Origin of the sequence: Vibrio spartinae, assembly GCF_024347135.1 — a bacterium.
GTDB lineage: Bacteria > Pseudomonadota > Gammaproteobacteria > Enterobacterales > Vibrionaceae > Vibrio > Vibrio spartinae.
In genome coordinates, this window is sequence record NZ_AP024907.1 from 1,833,285 (window position 1) to 1,851,126 (window position 17,842).

The window sequence follows — 17,842 nt, forward strand, 5'->3', positions numbered from 1 at the left end:
AAAATAATAAGTATTTTCATACATCTATGTTGTTGACCCAATTAATGCATTGTTGAGCTATCGATCAGGACTTGGGTATCTTCACTCAGAGATTCCAGTTCACTAATAACATCATCGATTAATAATGTCTCAGGTAAACGAAGGGAGATATGTGCCGTAAATAAACTGGAGTTGACACCGCAACGGTCAGAAATAAATATGCGCTGACAATTCATGTCTAACACTCTAATTCTCTGACTATCGAGTAGGTGAGTGATTTCATTGACAATGCCTGCTCTATCGTTCGCGTCTATTCTTAAATTATATTCTTTTTTTTGTTCAGTATCGTGCGGCTCACAGTCGGTAATCATCGTTGATAAGTTTGGTTGTGACAGAAAGGCATCTTTAATATACATTTCGGTCTCTTCGGGGGCAGATATTTTGATCAATGCTGCGACACGGTTTTCTAAATAGTTGATTTTACTTGTTATCCATTGTCCACCATTTTCATGGGTAATTGCAGCGAGATGATGGATATCCGCTGGTGCAGCATCACCGATAAAGCTGACAATAAATAGGTGATTCATCCGGTTTCTCCTTACCAAGTTTACTGACTGATACTATTATCTTAGGCTGAGGTGTCGTGATTAGCAGAATGTTTTACAGTTTTGTTAATTAGATCGGATCTTTTTCCGACGGAGACAGAATCAGCGGTTAAACGGCTATCAGGTTGAAATCAAAGCAAATGAGACGGAGAATAACAAGTCTTTTCCTCTCGTGTATTGTATGATGTAACGACGTAGATTTCTGGGCTAGGGAATAAGGGAAGCACCTCTTTCGTACCTAGGTGATTTGGACTGAATAAAAGGTTTTAGTGATGCTAAAAGTTGCGATGCTTAGTACCGGTGAAGAAGTACTCCATGGTGATATTCAAGATACGAATGCGACATGGTTGTCCAGCCTTTTTTTTGAACAAGGCTACCCACTGACAAAGCGTTCAACCACTGGCGATAACCGTCAGATGTTGCGTGATGAAATTCTGATGCTGGCTTTAAATTCAGATGTTTTGATTGTCAATGGTGGTTTGGGACCAACCAGCGACGATCTGTCTACCGAAGTCGCAGCAGAGGCGGCTGAGCAGCAGTTGGTGTTATTTCCAGACTGGCTTGAAACAATGAAAGTTCGTTTCGCTCAGCGTAACTTGGTTATGTCTGACAGTAATATCAAGCAAGCAATGTTACCGGAACATGCAACGATCTTGGATAACCCCATAGGAACCGCTTGTGGGTTTAAAGTGGAAATTCATGGTTGCCTTTGTTATTTCACCCCCGGAGTCCCGTCAGAGTTTCAAAAAATGATCAGCGAGCAAGTGCTGCCGGATTTAAAGCAACAGTTTCCGGATAGCTCTGATCTAGTTTGCCATCGTTTATACACGTTAGGGTCGTCCGAGTCTGTTTTAGAAGACTTACTCCATCAGGTTGAACTGCCTGACGAATATCTACTGGGTTTTCGTGCTTACCTTCCTTTTATTGAAGTCAAATTGTTCGGACCGGCAGGGCAAGACAATGAAATGTACCGTTTAATGGAAGATATTTTTACCCACGTGTCCGAGTGGACCGTCAGTATTGATCAGCCGATGCTGGCCCAGCTTTCTCAAGTTATGTATGACAGTGGTAAAACACTGGCAATTGCTGAACAGTCAACACGAGGCTGGCTGGTGGATTGGCTGTTTAGTGATGATGCGATCTTTGAACAATGCGGGAGTAGTTGGGTGCTAAGTCCGAAAGTCTCTGGAAAAATGTCTGATCAAGACTCGGTTTCTGCCGTTTTGGCATTAGCCAGTGCGACGAAAGAGAAAAGTGAGACAGAGCTCGCTCTCGTGACGGGGGAGTTTCGCGAAGATGGTTTTACATTGGCGTTATCAGCCTCTGAAGGGGAGTGGGCACAGCAGCTAAAATTCAAACGGGATTATCGCGCTGATGAGCGAAAAATTTTGATCGGTACGATTGCTGCGGATATGTTGTTGCGTTACTTATCCTCAAAACCTGTTTTTGGCAAGTATTCATCGACTCTGTCCGAGAAACAAATTTATATTCCGGCAACATCCTTATAAATCAACATATTATATTCAGATGTATCGTTTTGCTCCGGTATGTGTCTCCCCCCGTATCATGTTAGTCATCACATTTGATAGGGGGTAATACTTTGAATTGCCACCTTATAATTTCAAAGAAAATATGATTATTCTTTATGCGTAAATTGTCTAATGTTTAATCCGATGATTTCTTAAGTGTTTCCTCATTCCCTCAAAAATGGTTATACCCAAGAGTGTCCTATCCACGCTAAACTAAAATCTCGTAAAACGGATACGGCAGGAGGCTGACATGCAGAGTCATTCAAAGATTCTTGTTTGGTACAAAGTTGCAAGTCAACAAGTTGTTTTGGGAGAAGCATATCAGGATATGAGTGATCGACTGGTTTCGCTTTGGTTAGATACACCGACGGAAAACGACTTGATGAGTGATTTGGGCTATCATATTTCACTGTTTGGAGATGATGGACGTAAGATTGCCGATAAAGCAATTTCAATGTTGACCGCTGATCAGTTATTGGGAAAAGCACAACGACTTGCTGAAGCCGGAAAAACTGAGGCCCGGCTATAGCGACTAGAAATCAGCCATAGCCGTGTGATAAACATCAGATAGATTGTTGATTTGATGGTAATCGGCTAGGCTCGCTTCACTTTATGCTTGTAATGAACATCCTGAAGTTCTATCGATTGACCACTTGCCCGGCAAATACAAGGTAAGATTTCATCAGACCGGGTATACGCGAGCGCAAAACCCACATACTCAACTTCCCCCGCAGATAACTTACATCGACAGGCACCACAGTGCCCGTCTCTGCAATTATATTCAACATTCAGCCCAGCGTTTTCCATGGTCTCAAGTAATGTCTCGGAGCCATTGGATTCGATTGTGAGCGTCTGATTGATTTTGATGGTTGGCATGATTACAGCTCAAAGCCTTCAAAGTCATCAAGGTTCACTTGATTATCAATCTGGCCGACCAGATATGAGCTGATCTCTGCTTCCTGAGGGGCAACCTGAACATTATCTGAGGATAACCAAGCATTAATCCAAGGAATCGGGTTATTGACTGCCTCCGGATAAGCCACTTCCAGCCCGACAGCTTGCATACGGATATTGGTTATATACTCGACATATTGACAGAGGATATCTTTGTTCAGACCAATCATTGAGCCATCTTTGAACAGATATTCTGCCCACTCTTTCTCTTGCTCGGCTGCAGTCTTAAACAGATCAAAACACTCTTGCTTACACTCTTCTGCGATCTGAATGAACGAAAAATCATCCTGACCATTGCGCAGGAGGTTAAGCATATGCTGTGTGCCGGTCAGGTGGAGTGCCTCATCGCGAGCAATCAGCTTGATAATTTTGGCATTGCCTTCCATCAGCTCTCGCTCCGCAAAGGCAAAAGAGCAGGCAAAGCTGACGTAAAAACGAATCGCTTCAAGTGCGTTGACTGACATCAGACACAAATAGAGCTTTTTCTTTAATTCATGGAGGCTGACAACGACAGTCTGATGATTGATCTCATGTTTGCCTTCACCATAACGGTGATAGTCGTTGGTCAATTTGATCAGTTCATCATAATAATAGGCAATGTCACCGGCTCGTTTAATGATGTGTTCATTTTCAACAATATCATCGAAAACGACTGCGGGGTCATTGACGATATTACGGATAATATGGGTGTATGACCGAGAGTGAATCGTTTCAGAGAAAGACCACGTTTCAATCCATGTTTCCAATTCAGGCAGTGACACTAAAGGAAGGAGTGCGACGTTTGGACTGCGTCCCTGGATGGAATCGAGCAGCGTCTGATATTTCAGATTGGAGATGAAAATATGCTTTTCATGATCCGGTAGATTGTTGTAGTTGATTCGATCTGTCGAAACATCGACTTCTTCGGGACGCCAGAAGAAAGAGAGCTGTTTCTCAATTAATTTTTCGAAGATCTCATATTTTTGTTGGTCATAACGTGCCACGTTTACAGGTTGACCAAGAAACATCGGTTCTTTGAGCTGGTTGTTCTTTTTTTGTGTAAAAGTGCTGTAAGCCATAGTCGCCTCAATCTATTTCACCCTCTCGTTGAGAGAGGGTGTAAAACTGGTATATGTTGACAGAGAAAAATTCTATACGGTATACGCGTTAAATCTTACAAGCGCCACCGGCACAATCATCATCTTCAGCGATTGATGAAGTCGCATCATTCTGATCGTCTTTCGCGCCATCTCTCGTATTGTGATAATACAGGGTTTTCACGCCAAATTTGTAGGCAGTCAGTAGATCCTGAAGCAGTTGCTTCATCGGCACCCTGCCACTCTCGTAACGCGTCGGGTCATAGTTTGTATTTGCCGAAATCGATTGGTCGATAAATTTTTGCATAATACTGACAAGATGCAGATAGCCTTCATTTGAACCGATATTCCACAAGAGCTCGTAGTTAGATTTCAACTCAGTAAACTCAGGAACAACCTGTTTCAAAATCCCGTCTTTAGATGCTTTCACTGAAATATAACCACGTGGAGGCTCAATTCCATTGGTTGCATTTGAAATCTGAGAAGATGTTTCTGAAGGCATCAGTGCGGTCAGCGTTGAGTTTCTCAAACCATATTCCATGATATCGGCGCGAAGCTGACCCCAATCATAGTGCAGTGGTTCAGCACAAAGTTGATCGATATCCTTTTTGTAGGTATCAACCGGCATGAGGCCTTTCGCATAGTTGGTTTCATTGAAAGCAGGACAGCGACCTTGCTCTTTCGCCAAATTCATTGATGCTTTGAGCAAATAATATTGCATGGCTTCAAAAGTACGGTGTGTGAGGGCATTCGCGCTACCGTCAGAATATTTGACCCCGTGTTTTGCCAGATAATAGGCATAGTTGATCACACCAACACCCAGCGTCCGGCGATTCATGGTTGCTTTACGCGCTGCGGGAAGTGGGTAATCTTGATAATCAAGCAGGGCATCCAGTGCGCGGACAACAAGATCAGAGAGACCTTCAAAGTCATCCAGAGACTGAATTGCACCGAGGTTAAAGGCAGACAGCGTACACAGTGCAATTTCACCTTCGTCATCTTCAACATTGCTCAATGGCTTGGTTGGCAGCGCAATTTCAAGGCACAGATTCGATTGGCGAACCGGGGCAACACTGGCATCAAACGGACTATGGGTATTGCAGTGATCAACGTTTTGGATATAGATCCGTCCGGTAGAAGCTCGCTCTTGCATCAGCAGGGTAAAGAGTTCAACCGCTTTCACAGTTTCTCTCTTGATCGAAGCGTCATTTTCGTACTGAGCATACAAACGCTCAAACTCAGCCTGATCTTGGAAGAAAGCGTCGTAGAGCCCCGGTACATCAGAAGGGGAGAACAAAGAAATATTGCCGCCCTGAACCAGACGTGTATACATTAGCTTGTTGAGCTGAACACCGTAGTCCATATGGCGGACTCGGTTTTCTTCAACACCACGGTTATTTTTAAGGACCAGCAGTGATTGTGATTCGCGATGCCACAATGGGTAAAAGACTGTCGCAGCCCCCCCGCGAACACCACCTTGAGAGCAACATTTTACAGCGGTTTGGAAATATTTATAGAAAGGGATACAACCGGTGTGAAATGCTTCTCCGCCACGGATTTCAGAACCCAGCGCACGAATACGACCAGCATTGATACCAATGCCTGCCCGCTGTGATACGTAACGGACGATAGAACTCGATGTTGCATTGATCGAGTCGAGGCTGTCACCACACTCAATCAAAACACAGGAGCTGAATTGACGTGTCGGTGTACGGACACCTGACATAATCGGCGTTGGTAACGAGATCTGAAACTTTGATGTCGCATCATAGAAACGTTTGATATAGCTCAGGCGTGTTTCCTGAGGATATTTGGCAAACAGGCAGGCTGCGACCAGAATGTACAGGAATTGGGCACTCTCATAGATTTGTCCGGTAACACGGTTTTGGACGAAATACTTACCCTCCAACTGCTTAACGGCAGCATAAGAGAAATTCAGATCGCGGCGATGATCGATATAGTTGCCCAGTTCTGCCCACTCTGCTTGGGTATAATCTTCGATGAGATGACGGTCATACTTGCCCATCTCAACCAGTTTTGTCACATGGTCGAATAATGTGGGCGGCTCATATTGACCATATGCTTTTTTTCTCAAATGGAATACAGCAAGTCTGGCAGCAAGATATTGATAATCTGGCGAATCTTCGGAGATCAGATCGGCTGCGGATTTAATCAGTGTCTCGTGAATGTCGGAAGTGGTGATGCCATTATAAAACTGGATATGGGCTCGGAGTTCAACTTGCGAAACCGATACATTGTGCAGTTCTTCTGCTGCCCATGCGATAACCCGATGGATCTTATCTAGATCAATTTGCTCTTTACGTCCATCGCGTTTCGTAACTGTGAGTTGTTGGTTCATTCTGCTTTATTTCCCTAACAAAAAAACTGATAAGGCCGACTATGAATTATTTGAGATTTAGGGGCATGCTTATCTGATATAAATAATATTATACGCAAAACACAATATATAGGGTCTTCGTGCCTTGCGGATTACAAGATAGTGCTATTACGGGCTTATTTCAAGTCTGTCATCAGGGGACATCTTGTGGATAACCATCGCATGAAATTTTTTTGTTAGTAGCTGCTTACTGAGAACCTGTGCTTACAAGAGAATGGCAAAAACAGGGAAGATTTATTTGAGTGAAGTTCTACTAAAATGAAAAAAAAACCGCTTGATCTTTAGAGGCAAATGATCAGATCAAATGCCTGATGTTAATTTCGTCAATATGTATGAAAATTGAGCATTAGCAAGCCGATGCACTTACTTTATATAAGGAATCGAAAGAGACTATTCGGGCAATATTGTATGCACAATATAATTGACATCGACTCGATGCCCGAGACGATATGTCTGAGTGAAGGGATTGTAGTGTAGCCCCGTGATCCCTCGCTCTTGCAGCGGTGTCTGATCAATCATCCGGAATAACTCTGAAGGACGAATAAATTTCTCATGGTCATGTGTGCCTTCCGGTACAATCTTCAGCAACTTCTCTGCACCGACAATCGCAAATAGATAGGATTTCAAGTTACGGTTCAGGGTTGAAAAGAACACATGTCCACCGGGCTTAACCAGTCGGGCACACGCCTGAATAATAGATTGAGGTTCAGGGACATGTTCGATCATTTCCATACATGTGACCACATCATAAGCTGCTGGATGGTGTAGGGCGTGTTCTTCAATGGTTGTCTGGACATAATCAATTTGTAAATGGCTTTCTAATGCGTGGAGTCGTGCAACTTCCAGCGGCTCTTTTCCCATGTCGAGGCCTGTGACAGTCGCGCCCTCGCGCGCGATACTCTCAGTGAGAATGCCACCACCGCATCCGACATCCAGAACTTGTTTACCGAATAGTCCATTGGCTTGTTGCAAAACATAATCTAGGCGAAGTGGGTTGATTTGATGTAGTGGTTTAAACTCTCCTTCCAGATCCCACCATCGGGAAGCCATGTCTTCAAACTTTTGAATTTCTTTCGGGTCCACATTCTGTGTTGTCATTTTCAGATCCGTTGTTGATATCTACATTGTCGCAATCGCGATGTATCGTTTTGCTCGTCGTATTATACAGAAATGCAATGCCCCCGAAAGTTTCAGTCTCTGAAACAAGCAATATTTACCATTTATTCATCTCATCGATTGATTCCGGCTCGCTAATTATACTGATGACTGTCAAAAGTTGATTGTGTTATGCGTCGAAAAAATGCACTGATGAATCAATGACTCTTGACGAAGTGAGTAAAATATAGGCAGTTAATTCGCGACCGATGTGACAAGCTGAGAAAAGGAGAGTGAAAGTGATGCCGAAGTAGCAAAACCTGTGTTATATTTTCCGGTCTTATACGTATCGAATATACGATCAAACTATAGAGGGACAATGGCTCTATGAGCGATCTAGCTAAAGAGATCACGCCTGTCAGTATAGAAGATGAGCTGAGAGGCTCATACCTTGATTATGCAATGTCGGTCATTGTAGGTCGGGCACTTCCTGATGCACGTGACGGACTTAAACCTGTGCACCGTCGGGTACTATACGCAATGAGCGTGTTGGGGAATGATTGGAATAAACCCTATAAAAAATCGGCTCGCGTTGTCGGCGATGTCATCGGTAAATATCACCCCCATGGTGATAGTGCCGTCTACGACACAATTGTACGGATGGCACAACCGTTTTCACTTCGTTATATGCTGGTCGATGGTCAGGGCAACTTTGGCTCGATTGATGGTGATTCTGCGGCAGCAATGCGTTATACCGAAGTTCGGATGTCAAAAATTGCCCATGAGTTGCTTGCCGATCTGGATAAAGAAACCGTTGATTATGTTTCAAACTACGATGATACCGAGCAAATTCCAGCCGTATTACCAACAAAAGTTCCGAACTTGTTGGTCAATGGTTCTTCTGGGATTGCGGTCGGTATGGCGACCAACATTCCTCCTCATAATTTAGGGGAAGTTATCGATGGGTGCCTTGCTTTCATTGATAATGAAGAGATTACGATTGATGAATTAATCGAATACATTCCGGGCCCGGATTTTCCAACCGCAGCAATGATTAGCGGACGGAAAGGCATCATTGATGCTTATAAAACGGGACGAGGAAAAATCTATCTCCGCTCTAAAGCGGATATCGAAACCGAAAAGAATGGTCGTGAAACCATTGTTGTTACTGAAATTCCTTATCAGGTCAATAAAGCACGTCTGATCGAGAAGATCGCAGAACTGGTCAAAGATAAAAAAGTCGAAGGTATCAGTGCACTACGTGATGAGTCCGATAAAGATGGGATGCGTATTGTTATCGAATGTAAGCGTGATGCTGTCGGAGAAGTGGTACTGAACAACCTGTATTCACAGACTCAGTTGCAAACGACTTTCGGTATCAATATGGTCGCTCTTGATAATGGTCAGCCCAAACTGTTTAACCTGAAAGAGCTGTTAAAGTGTTTTGTTAACCATCGCCGTGAAGTGGTTACCCGCCGTACAATTTTCGAATTACGCAAAGCACGAGATCGTGCCCATATCCTTGAAGGTCTGGCGCTTGCACTGGCAAATATCGATGACATTATCGAGTTGATTCGTCGTGCACCAACACCGGCAGAAGCAAAAGCGGGTCTATTGGCGCGTGGTTGGTCTTTGGGGAATGTTGCAGCGATGCTGGAACGTGCGGGAGGGGATTCTGCACGACCTGACTGGCTGGAACCACAATATGGTATCCGTGATGGGCTGTATTTCCTGACTGAACAACAGGCGCAAGCGATTCTTGAGTTAAGACTGCACCGACTGACCGGTCTTGAGCATGAGAAAATTCTGGATGAGTACAAGGTACTCCTGGAGGAAATCGCTGAATTAATGTTGATCCTTTCCAGCACTGAACGTCTCATGGAAGTCATCCGGGAAGAACTGGAAACGGTCAGAAATGGTTTCGGTGATCAGCGTTTGACAGAAATTACAGCGGCCTCACATGATATTGATCTGGAAGAGCTGATTGCACGTGAAGATGTGGTCGTGACCTTATCTCATGAAAGATATGTGAAATATCAATCACTGAGTGATTATGAGTCACAGCGTCGTGGTGGTAAGGGTAAAAGTGCCACGAAGATGAAAGACGAAGATTATATCGAACGTCTGCTCGTGGCGAATACACATGATAACATTCTGTGTTTCTCGACACGGGGTAAAACTTATCGTCTCAAAGTGTATCAGTTACCTCATGCGACTCGGACTGCACGAGGAAAGCCAATCAATAATATCCTTCCGCTGGAAGAAAATGAGCGGATTACTGCTATTCTTCGAGTTGCTGAATATTCTGAAGATAAGTTTATCTTTATGGCAACCGGTGATGGGACGGTGAAGAAAACGCCGCTTGATCAGTTTGCCAATGTTCGCTCCAACGGCTTGATTGCTGTGAACTTGCGAGATGACGATTCATTGATTGGTGTCGATATTACGGATGGGAACAGTGAGATTATGTTGTTCTCTAAATTCGGTAAAGTCGTTCGCTTTAAAGAAGCAGAAGAAATCGCCGTCGTGGATGAAAATGGTCAACCAGTGCTGGATGAAGATGGCCAGCCGGAGATCAAATTCAAAGGCGTGAGACCAATGGGTCGTACTGCATCTGGTGTGCGAGGCATGAAACTGGCTGATGGTGATCAGGTGGTATCGTTAATTGTACCGAAGACCGATGGTGATGTACTCACAGTCACTGAAAATGGTTATGGTAAGCGCACCAGCCTGTCTGAATACCCAACGAAAGGCCGTGGTACTCAGGGGGTTGTTTCAATCAAAGTGTCTGACCGTAACGGTTGTGTCGTCGGTGCCGTACAGGTGGACTGCGGTGATGAATTTATGATGATCACCAATGCTGGCACACTGGTTCGAACCCGTGTCGGAGAAGTGAGTCAGGTTGGTCGTAATACTCAGGGCGTGACACTGATTCGTACATCAGAGGACGAAAAAGTTGTTGGCCTACAGCGAATTGAAGAAGTAGAAGTAGAAGTAGAAGACGCAGATATCGATATTGACGTCGAATCTGAAGGTGTTCTGACAGGTGAAGGTGATGCACCTGAGGAAGCATCTTCGTCATCAGAAGCGGTATCGCCAAATGAGGATAATGATTCAGATGAGCAAGATCTGTCTGAAGATGATTAATTCTGACTAATCGCGATAACTCTCATGAAACCGGGCTTTTTGCCCGGTTTTTTTATCCTATTGGCCGCTTGTTATAGCTCTGTCTGGGATTGACAGCGGAATGAATAATGAAATTAACAAGTTAATCAGTTGCTCTTAGCAAAGAAAAGTGACATTAAATGTGACGGTCATTCCAATAATTTAATTTTCATAGGACAATAAATGAGAAAGTGATAAAATTTTTTCACTTGTTACCGATAATGGATAGATGCAGTGGACTCTCAAGTAACTCAGTTGAAGAAAGACTTCTACCAGCAGATTATGTCGCAGCACGCGTATACATTTCCAGATACGTCTTCAACATTGTCACTTTTAACTGATGAAGAGCTGGAGCAGATTGAAAGAGTCTGGATCGAGCTTATCATGTGGAAGAAATCGCAGACGCATTAACAGGTAGCGACTCATGTATATAAGAAACCCGGTGAATCAATAGATTACCGGGTTTTTTATGTTGAAAACTTTCAGTGATGCAATATATGGTGCTGTTTATCAGTCGGTTCAATGGCGTTTGATGCGTATGATCTGAAAGGATTGCGCAGCAATATAGAATAATCTCTTTTTCTCTCGGACATCTAGTGGTATTTTCTATTTGTAATATTATAACGTCACCTCGGATTCGCGAGGGAGACGTAAATGCGAAATGTTTTGATTGTTATCGATATGAATATATCTGAGTAAGAGAGTACTGATATGGCGGATGTCCGAGCCAGAGTGGATTTAAAAGTTGGAGCAAAAAGTGATATTGATGCTGAGATCCTCTCTTTTAACGGTTTGAATACAGAGAAAGAACACGTTGCTTTGATTTTTAAATCTGCAGACTTAAATCAAGAAATTCCTTTAGTGAGAATGCATTCAGAGTGTCTGACAGGTGATGTGTTCCACTCATCAAGATGTGACTGTGGTGAACAACTAGAAGAAACTATCACGAAAATGGGAGAGCTGGGTGGAATTATCCTTTACCTTCGTCAGGAAGGACGAGGAATTGGTTTATATAATAAAATTGATGCGTATCGCCTTCAAAGTCAGGGGTTGAATACTTACGAAGCAAACCGAGAGCTTGGTTTTGATGACGACCTCAGAGAGTTTTCTGAAGCAGCCCAAATGCTGAAGGCACTGAATATCACTAAAATTCGCTTAGTCACGAATAACCCCAAGAAAGTGAATGATTTGAAAACATACGGCATTGAAATTGTCGAGATAGTCCATACGGCAGCCCATATAAAAGCAGGTAATGCCAACTATCTGAAAGCAAAAGTCAGTTATGGTAAGCATAAACTCTCATTGTAAGTGAGACCATTATCACTGATTATCCACCTCATCGCCTCATCGATGTTTATATGTTTTAGCGTTATTCCATCTCATGGAAATCATATTGCCTCTGCGTTCATTACGACAGGAAAGAGTGGCTCTCAGACTGGCGTTTGTGGTGAGTGCAGGAGGCATTTTGAATGTACGATTCGCTTCGTAGCCGCTCCTTGTCAAACCTATCTTGGAGTGTCATAGTTCACTGACATTGGGTTTTATAAGGAAAAATATGTCTCTTCAATATCAAATTGTCCCCGTAACGGCTTTTGCTCAGAATTGCTCAATTGTTTGGTGTGATGAAACAATGAAGGGCATCGTGATTGATCCCGGTGGTGATGAAAAGCATCTTGCAGAAGTGATTCAGGGGTTAGGTGTACAAATTGTACATATCGTTTTAACGCATGGACATCTCGATCATGTTGGTGGGACGCAGGCGTTGCAACAATCGCTTGGCGCTGTCGATATTATTGGCCCTCATCTGGCCGATCAATTTTGGCTACAAGAGCTGGAAAATCAAAGTCAGATGTTTGGTTTTCCCCGGACGATATCGTTTGACCCCGATCAGTGGTTGAATGAGGGAGATTCGGTTTCTTTTGGTCGGCAAGAGCTTCAGGTTTATCACACGCCGGGTCATACACCGGGTCATGTTTGTTTGTTCTGTGAATCAGCAAAGGTTGCTTTTGTCGGTGACGTTTTGTTTCAGGGAAGTATCGGAAGAACAGACTTTCCTCAAGGTGACTTCGAGACATTAATTCGTTCGATCAAAACTAAGCTTTGGCCATTGGGCAATGATGTTACGTTTATTCCCGGGCATGGTCCACAATCAACTTTTGGTCATGAACGTGCTTCAAATCCCTTTGTTGCTGATGAAATGCCACTCTATTGACGGGATTGCTCCGGTTCCGCTGCTGCAATATAGCGCCGGGCCATGCCAATCAGTTCATCTCCTTGAATGCCCAAATCACTCATGGGGATGAATATATCATACCCATGATAATTTCTTTGGTAGCTCATTCGGTTTGCCAGCATCGCCAGTAAACCGGAATATAGCTGTCCGTCTGCTGATTTATATACACTCGGATCCAAAACAATATCTTCAAACTCAGAGAGTCGGATATGATGTTGTTTCATGCCCAGATAGAGCAGTCCACGCTGAGACAGTAACATCTCACTGATAATACGTGGGCAAATACTGTTAAGATAAGGTGAGTAGGACTTCAAGCGGATACCAACCCATGGTAGCGGTTGATGCCAGCCATCAATATTATAGGTGCATTGGTTAATCTCTTGGATATTGTTCCATTTGACCACCCAACCGCCCCGAAACGTATGTTGTTGAAAGTGGGTTGCGGTCAGCGTATAGCGCACCTGACTTTTGCGGATCAGCCAATAGAGCAGCACTGCGGCTCCGGAGAATAATGCGGTATAAACCAAAGCCAGAGAGAATGTGTTTGCCGTCATGATGATAAGCAGGGCGACCGTGGCATACGCAATCATCATTAAACGTACAGATCGCTGCTGAAAATCAAATTCAAAATTCGAAAGATGAACTGTCTGCATATCTGTTCCACAATCATTTGGCTCTATGCTCTTTCTTCAGTCGGTGATTATCCAGAAGAAATAACGACTTGGGAGCTGACACTTGAAATTATCTGAACATAGTATCGCCAAGTATTCACAAGATACAATGCTCTTGCCTCATTGTTGTTTTATTCATGCCAATTTGCTTGGTTTTTAATCGCTTTCGGCCTAAAAGTGGACTTTTCATGCCAAATCATTTCTGCTGTCTATAAATTAAGACAAAATTTTGATATAAACCGCACTTTGTTTAATGAATACTGTCTCGGCAGTTGTAATGGAGAATATTCGATGAGACTTGCTCACAAGCGTAATGTGCAGAATAAACTGCAAAAGCGCATGAAAGCCTTTGCTGTAAAACCGACTTTAAAACAGTCTGAAACCAAGCCGCAGCTCCCCGTTTCTGCGAGTCAGCCAAAGGTAGCGAAAATCGTCAATGAAAATCTCACCCCGAAGCAGGCTCAAGTGCTAGACATTGTGACTCAATATGCGGATGGAATTAATCCGAAAAGCATAGGACTAGAAGCGGGCCAAGAAGAAACAAAAGCGGCTAGTTGGGCAACAGGGGCACTGAAAAAACTTTTAGAAGACAATCTTGTTGAGAAAGTGCAACTGGCGGGGAATAAGGTGCTTTATAAACGCACTTAAACCTGAGATATACTGAAAAGATCCAGTCATGATGTCATTGGCTGGATCTTTTGGGAAAATAAGTGGTTGTTCTACAAGTTATGCTTTACTCGTGATTCAAAATACTACCGATTTCTAACATCGGTGCTACATCTATATTATCTGCTTTCATCATTGCTGAAAGACGCTGAATCGAAGATAGTAGTAACGTCTGTTCCCATTCTTCCAACTGCTGAAACTGAGAAACAAAATTATCCTGCAAGGGTTGCGGTGCTTTATGTAACAGCTCCAGACCGAATTCCGTCAGATGAGCGTGAACTTTTCTCTTGTCTGTCACGCTACGAACGCGGCGCACATAACCATTTCTTTCCAGACGATCAAGAATAGTCGTTGCTGTTGCCTGACTCATATTCGTATTACGAGAAAGCTCACGTATTGTAACTTCACCTAACTGTTCGATAGAGCGCATCAGTATCAGTTGTGGTCCCGTGAGTCCTGCAATTTTGCTTAATTTCTTTGAATGAAGGTCAATAGCTCGGATGATCTGGCGTATAGCAACCAGTACTTCTTCATGTTTTTCCAAAATCAATACCCAGACTTTGAGTGATTTAATAATATAAATAACGCGGACATTACCTTACTTGTTTACAGAAGAAAAGTATTGATGTCATCGTTTTCTTTGCAATTTTCTCCAGAAAAGGAGGTTACTGAAAAGTATCTTGCTGAATTGTTCAGATAAAGGATGACATGAATGTCATTCTGTTGCAATGCAGTCGTTTGCGAAACTGTAGCATAAGATTTTTTACGATATTGTAATCTACATAAAATATTAGTGTACAAAACAATTTTGTCAGTGAAGCACGCTAGATGTGTTTTAGTTTTAACCATAAAACTCTGTATTATCTATTTTTTAGGCTATATTTTAACCATTTGATGGCGTTATTGATTTTTTTAAGATAAATTATTCTATGACCATTACGTATTTGTTTATGGCGTATTCAGATGATTTTTAGCTGATTTTCCTATGGATAGGTAATAATAATTTGAAGGCTAAATCATAAAGAGGGGAATTATGACCAAAGGTATTGATAAGTATAGTATCGACAGTACCGATTACACTGTCGGGCAGGATAATGTGCAGAAGTGGGGTTTTGATGTCCATAACCCTGTATTTGGCATTAGCGCGGGGCTGATCCTGTTGTTCCTTGTTGCAACACTAGTTGCTGATCCTGAAACTGCAAAATCTGTTTTAGACGGTATCAAATGGAAAATCATCGGTAACTTTGACTGGCTGTTTATTTGGGCTGGTAATATTTTTGTGGTTTTCTGTTTGATTCTTGTGGTTTCACCATTCGGCAAAATTCGTTTAGGTGGACAATCGGCAACGGCCGATTACTCTTATGTCTCTTGGCTGGCGATGTTATTTGCTGCCGGTATGGGGATAGGCCTGATGTTCTGGAGTGTTGCTGAACCTGTGGCATATTATACCGGATGGTATAATACACCGTTAAATGTTGCAGCATATTCACCGGAGGCTGCGAAGCTTGCTTTGGGGGCGACCATGTTCCACTGGGGTTTGCATCCGTGGGCCATTTATGGCGTTGTCGCTCTTTCTCTAGCATTCTTCTGCTATAACAAAGGGTTGCCGTTATCAATCCGCTCAATCTTTTATCCGTTGCTCGGGGACCGAGCTTGGGGATGGCCCGGACATCTGGTTGATATCCTTGCCGTCGTTGCAACGTTATTTGGATTAGCGACATCATTGGGACTTGGTGCACAACAGGCAGCAAGTGGTATTCATCATGTCTTCGGCATTGAAGCAGGTCTTGGGTTGCAGGTGATTGTCATTGTCGTCGTCACCATGTTAGCTGTTGTTTCAGTGGTTCGTGGTATTGATGGTGGTGTGAAAGTCATTTCGAATATCAATATGATAATCGCTTTGTTGCTGTTGGTTGCCGTGGGATTGATTGGCTACGCAGTAACGTTTGACTCCATTAAAACTACGTTACTCGCCTATATTGAAAATATTGTTTCCTTGAGTAACCCTCATGGTCGTGAAGACGAAGCATGGTTCCAAGGCTGGACTGTATTCTACTGGGCTTGGTGGATCTCTTGGTCACCATTTGTCGGTATGTTTATTGCCCGGGTTTCAAAAGGTCGTACTGTCAGAGAATTTATTACAGCGGTGCTTTTTGTTCCGACACTTGTCACAGTGGTTTGGATGTCTGTATTCGGTGGTATGGCAATTGATCAAGTGGTTCATCAAGTTGGTGAACTGGGGCATAAAGGGATTACTGAAGTTTCACTGGCTATGTTCCAGATGTTTGATGTCTTGCCTTACGGCAAAGTACTTTCTTTAATTGGTGTTGTATTAGTTTTGGTATTTTTTATTACCTCTTCTGACTCAGGTTCATTGGTTATCGATAGTATTACCGCGGGTGGTAAGGTTGATGCTCCTGTCCCTCAGAGAATCTTCTGGGCTTCGATTGAGGGGGCCATTGCGATTGCATTGTTATGGGTTGGTGGAACGGAAGCGGTTCAGGCATTGCAAGCGGGTGCCATTTCGACGGCACTGCCATTTACATTTGTCCTGCTGATGATGTGTGTCAGTCTGGTGATGGGCATGAGAACCGAACGATTAGATTAATTGATGGGTTTGGTTGTACTGAAAAAGCCGACGGATGTCGGCTTTTTTCTGTCTGGACAACGCCCCTTGGGCGAGGGGAGATATAAAAAGTGAACATGCGGCTTCGTGATTTTTGTACCCTCTTGATGAGATGAGAGTTTTATATCCAAAAATCACTAACCGGGCGAGAGCGATCATAGTGATTGGCGATCTGTGCCTGAAGAAGTTCAGCCGTAGCGAGTGCATCAAGCAGTGCATCATGTAGTGGATAGAGTGGTAATCCGTAGCGCTCTCTGGTATTTCCTAAGCGTACTGACGGCTTTTTCTTAAAACTATTCATGAGATTGAAAATGCCACCGGATTGCTGTGCCAAAATTCTTTCTTCGATATTCATGGTATCAACGACCGGAAACTCAATGCCTTCCTTAATTCTTTTTTTAAGTGCCTGGTCGAGAAACTGTCGTTCTATCGGATAGTAATGTACGACAGTTATTTTTCCCGCCATTAGATGGAGAATTTCATCAATAAAATCATTTAAATCAGGAGCATCCATGATATCCGTATGGGTGATGCCATGAATAATGATGGATGATTCTTTCAAAGGACGACGAGGTTTCACCAGCCAATGTTTACACTGACTCAGTTTAATTCGATCCAGCGTGAAAGGTACCGCGCCAATCGTCACGATTTCATCTTTAGCCGGATTTAACCCTGTGGTTTCAAAATCAAGAGCCAGAAACTCGATTTCCTCAATCGGGGTATCTGCATTTGGTAGTAATTGTTGATAAAAATAGTCGAGAGACGGGTGTGTAACCCGTTTCTGTTTGAGTTGATATTTCTTTTGCCAGTCAATGCTGGGGGCTTTCAATAGTTTTTTTAGCATT

16 protein-coding genes are annotated in these 17,842 nt (G+C 43.2%); 8 read left to right on the forward strand and 8 right to left on the reverse strand.

All coding sequences use genetic code 11. The features are described from left to right. Positions 1-41: 41 nt before the first annotated feature. Entirely contained in the window at positions 42-566 is a 525-nt protein-coding gene (locus OCU60_RS08140) for a glycine cleavage system protein R (RefSeq protein WP_074372399.1), read from the reverse strand. Positions 567-856: 290 nt separating this feature from the next. Here OCU60_RS08140 and OCU60_RS08145 point away from each other — a divergent pair, with 290 nt between their 5' ends. Together OCU60_RS08145 and OCU60_RS08150 are read left to right on the forward strand one after the other, a co-directional pair. Continuing rightward, entirely contained in the window at positions 857-2,092 is a 1,236-nt protein-coding gene (locus OCU60_RS08145; RefSeq protein ID WP_074372400.1) for a CinA family nicotinamide mononucleotide deamidase-related protein, read from the forward strand. Positions 2,093-2,363: 271 nt separating this feature from the next. Then, complete coding sequence (locus OCU60_RS08150; protein WP_074372401.1) at positions 2,364-2,642, forward strand: 30S ribosomal protein S6 modification protein; 279 nt, start codon at positions 2,364-2,366, stop codon at positions 2,640-2,642. Between the two features lie 65 nt (positions 2,643-2,707). Here OCU60_RS08150 and yfaE read toward each other — a convergent pair whose 3' ends face one another. From yfaE to ubiG, 4 genes are all read right to left on the reverse strand, one after another. Next, complete coding sequence (yfaE, locus tag OCU60_RS08155; protein WP_074372402.1) at positions 2,708-2,989, reverse strand: class I ribonucleotide reductase maintenance protein YfaE; 282 nt, start codon at positions 2,987-2,989, stop codon at positions 2,708-2,710. A gap of 2 nt (positions 2,990-2,991) precedes the next feature. Then, the gene (nrdB, locus tag OCU60_RS08160) at positions 2,992-4,125 is read right to left on the reverse strand and encodes a class Ia ribonucleoside-diphosphate reductase subunit beta (RefSeq protein ID WP_074372403.1); all 1,134 of its coding nucleotides are present in this window, start codon (positions 4,123-4,125) and stop codon (positions 2,992-2,994) included. Between the two features lie 88 nt (positions 4,126-4,213). Further along, on the reverse strand, positions 4,214-6,502 hold the full coding sequence (gene nrdA / locus OCU60_RS08165) for a class 1a ribonucleoside-diphosphate reductase subunit alpha (protein WP_074372404.1): 2,289 nt from the start codon (positions 6,500-6,502) through the stop codon (positions 4,214-4,216). Between the two features lie 429 nt (positions 6,503-6,931). Next, positions 6,932-7,639: a bifunctional 2-polyprenyl-6-hydroxyphenol methylase/3-demethylubiquinol 3-O-methyltransferase UbiG gene (gene ubiG, locus OCU60_RS08170; protein WP_074372405.1), complete on the reverse strand. Its 708-nt coding sequence runs from the start codon at positions 7,637-7,639 to the stop codon at positions 6,932-6,934. 384 nt (positions 7,640-8,023) lie between these two features. On the opposite strand from ubiG, the gene gyrA reads away from it, so the two are divergent. From gyrA to OCU60_RS08190, 4 genes are all read left to right on the forward strand, one after another. Then, the gene (gyrA, locus tag OCU60_RS08175; RefSeq protein ID WP_074372406.1) at positions 8,024-10,783 is read left to right on the forward strand and encodes a DNA topoisomerase (ATP-hydrolyzing) subunit A; all 2,760 of its coding nucleotides are present in this window, start codon (positions 8,024-8,026) and stop codon (positions 10,781-10,783) included. Between the two features lie 252 nt (positions 10,784-11,035). Beyond that, on the forward strand, positions 11,036-11,212 hold the full coding sequence (locus OCU60_RS08180) for a hypothetical protein (RefSeq protein WP_095533279.1): 177 nt from the start codon (positions 11,036-11,038) through the stop codon (positions 11,210-11,212). A gap of 300 nt (positions 11,213-11,512) precedes the next feature. After that, a complete protein-coding gene (locus OCU60_RS08185) occupies positions 11,513-12,109 on the forward strand; it encodes a GTP cyclohydrolase II (RefSeq protein WP_074372407.1) in 597 nt (198 codons plus the stop codon). Between the two features lie 247 nt (positions 12,110-12,356). Then, positions 12,357-13,013: an MBL fold metallo-hydrolase gene (locus OCU60_RS08190; protein WP_074372408.1), complete on the forward strand. Its 657-nt coding sequence runs from the start codon at positions 12,357-12,359 to the stop codon at positions 13,011-13,013. Here OCU60_RS08190 and OCU60_RS08195 read toward each other — a convergent pair. After that, entirely contained in the window at positions 13,007-13,687 is a 681-nt protein-coding gene (locus OCU60_RS08195) for a DUF2982 domain-containing protein (protein ID WP_074372409.1), read from the reverse strand. The genes OCU60_RS08190 and OCU60_RS08195 overlap by 7 nt on opposite strands. Before the next feature lie 309 nt (positions 13,688-13,996). Between OCU60_RS08195 and OCU60_RS08200 the strand changes: the two genes are divergently transcribed. Then, positions 13,997-14,353, forward strand: a complete 357-nt coding sequence (locus OCU60_RS08200) for a MarR family transcriptional regulator (RefSeq protein ID WP_074372410.1) — start codon at positions 13,997-13,999, stop codon at positions 14,351-14,353. A gap of 85 nt (positions 14,354-14,438) precedes the next feature. Here OCU60_RS08200 and OCU60_RS08205 read toward each other — a convergent pair whose 3' ends face one another. Next, positions 14,439-14,915, reverse strand: a complete 477-nt coding sequence (locus OCU60_RS08205) for a MarR family winged helix-turn-helix transcriptional regulator (RefSeq protein WP_074372411.1) — start codon at positions 14,913-14,915, stop codon at positions 14,439-14,441. A 489-nt stretch (positions 14,916-15,404) separates the two neighbouring features. Here OCU60_RS08205 and OCU60_RS08210 point away from each other — a divergent pair, with 489 nt between their 5' ends. Beyond that, complete coding sequence (locus tag OCU60_RS08210; RefSeq protein WP_074372412.1) at positions 15,405-16,979, forward strand: BCCT family transporter; 1,575 nt, start codon at positions 15,405-15,407, stop codon at positions 16,977-16,979. Between the two features lie 139 nt (positions 16,980-17,118). On the opposite strand, the gene OCU60_RS08215 is transcribed toward OCU60_RS08210, so the two are convergent. Continuing rightward, positions 17,119-17,841: a 3'-5' exonuclease gene (locus OCU60_RS08215; RefSeq protein WP_074372413.1), complete on the reverse strand. Its 723-nt coding sequence runs from the start codon at positions 17,839-17,841 to the stop codon at positions 17,119-17,121. Between the last annotated feature and the right edge of the window lies 1 nt (position 17,842).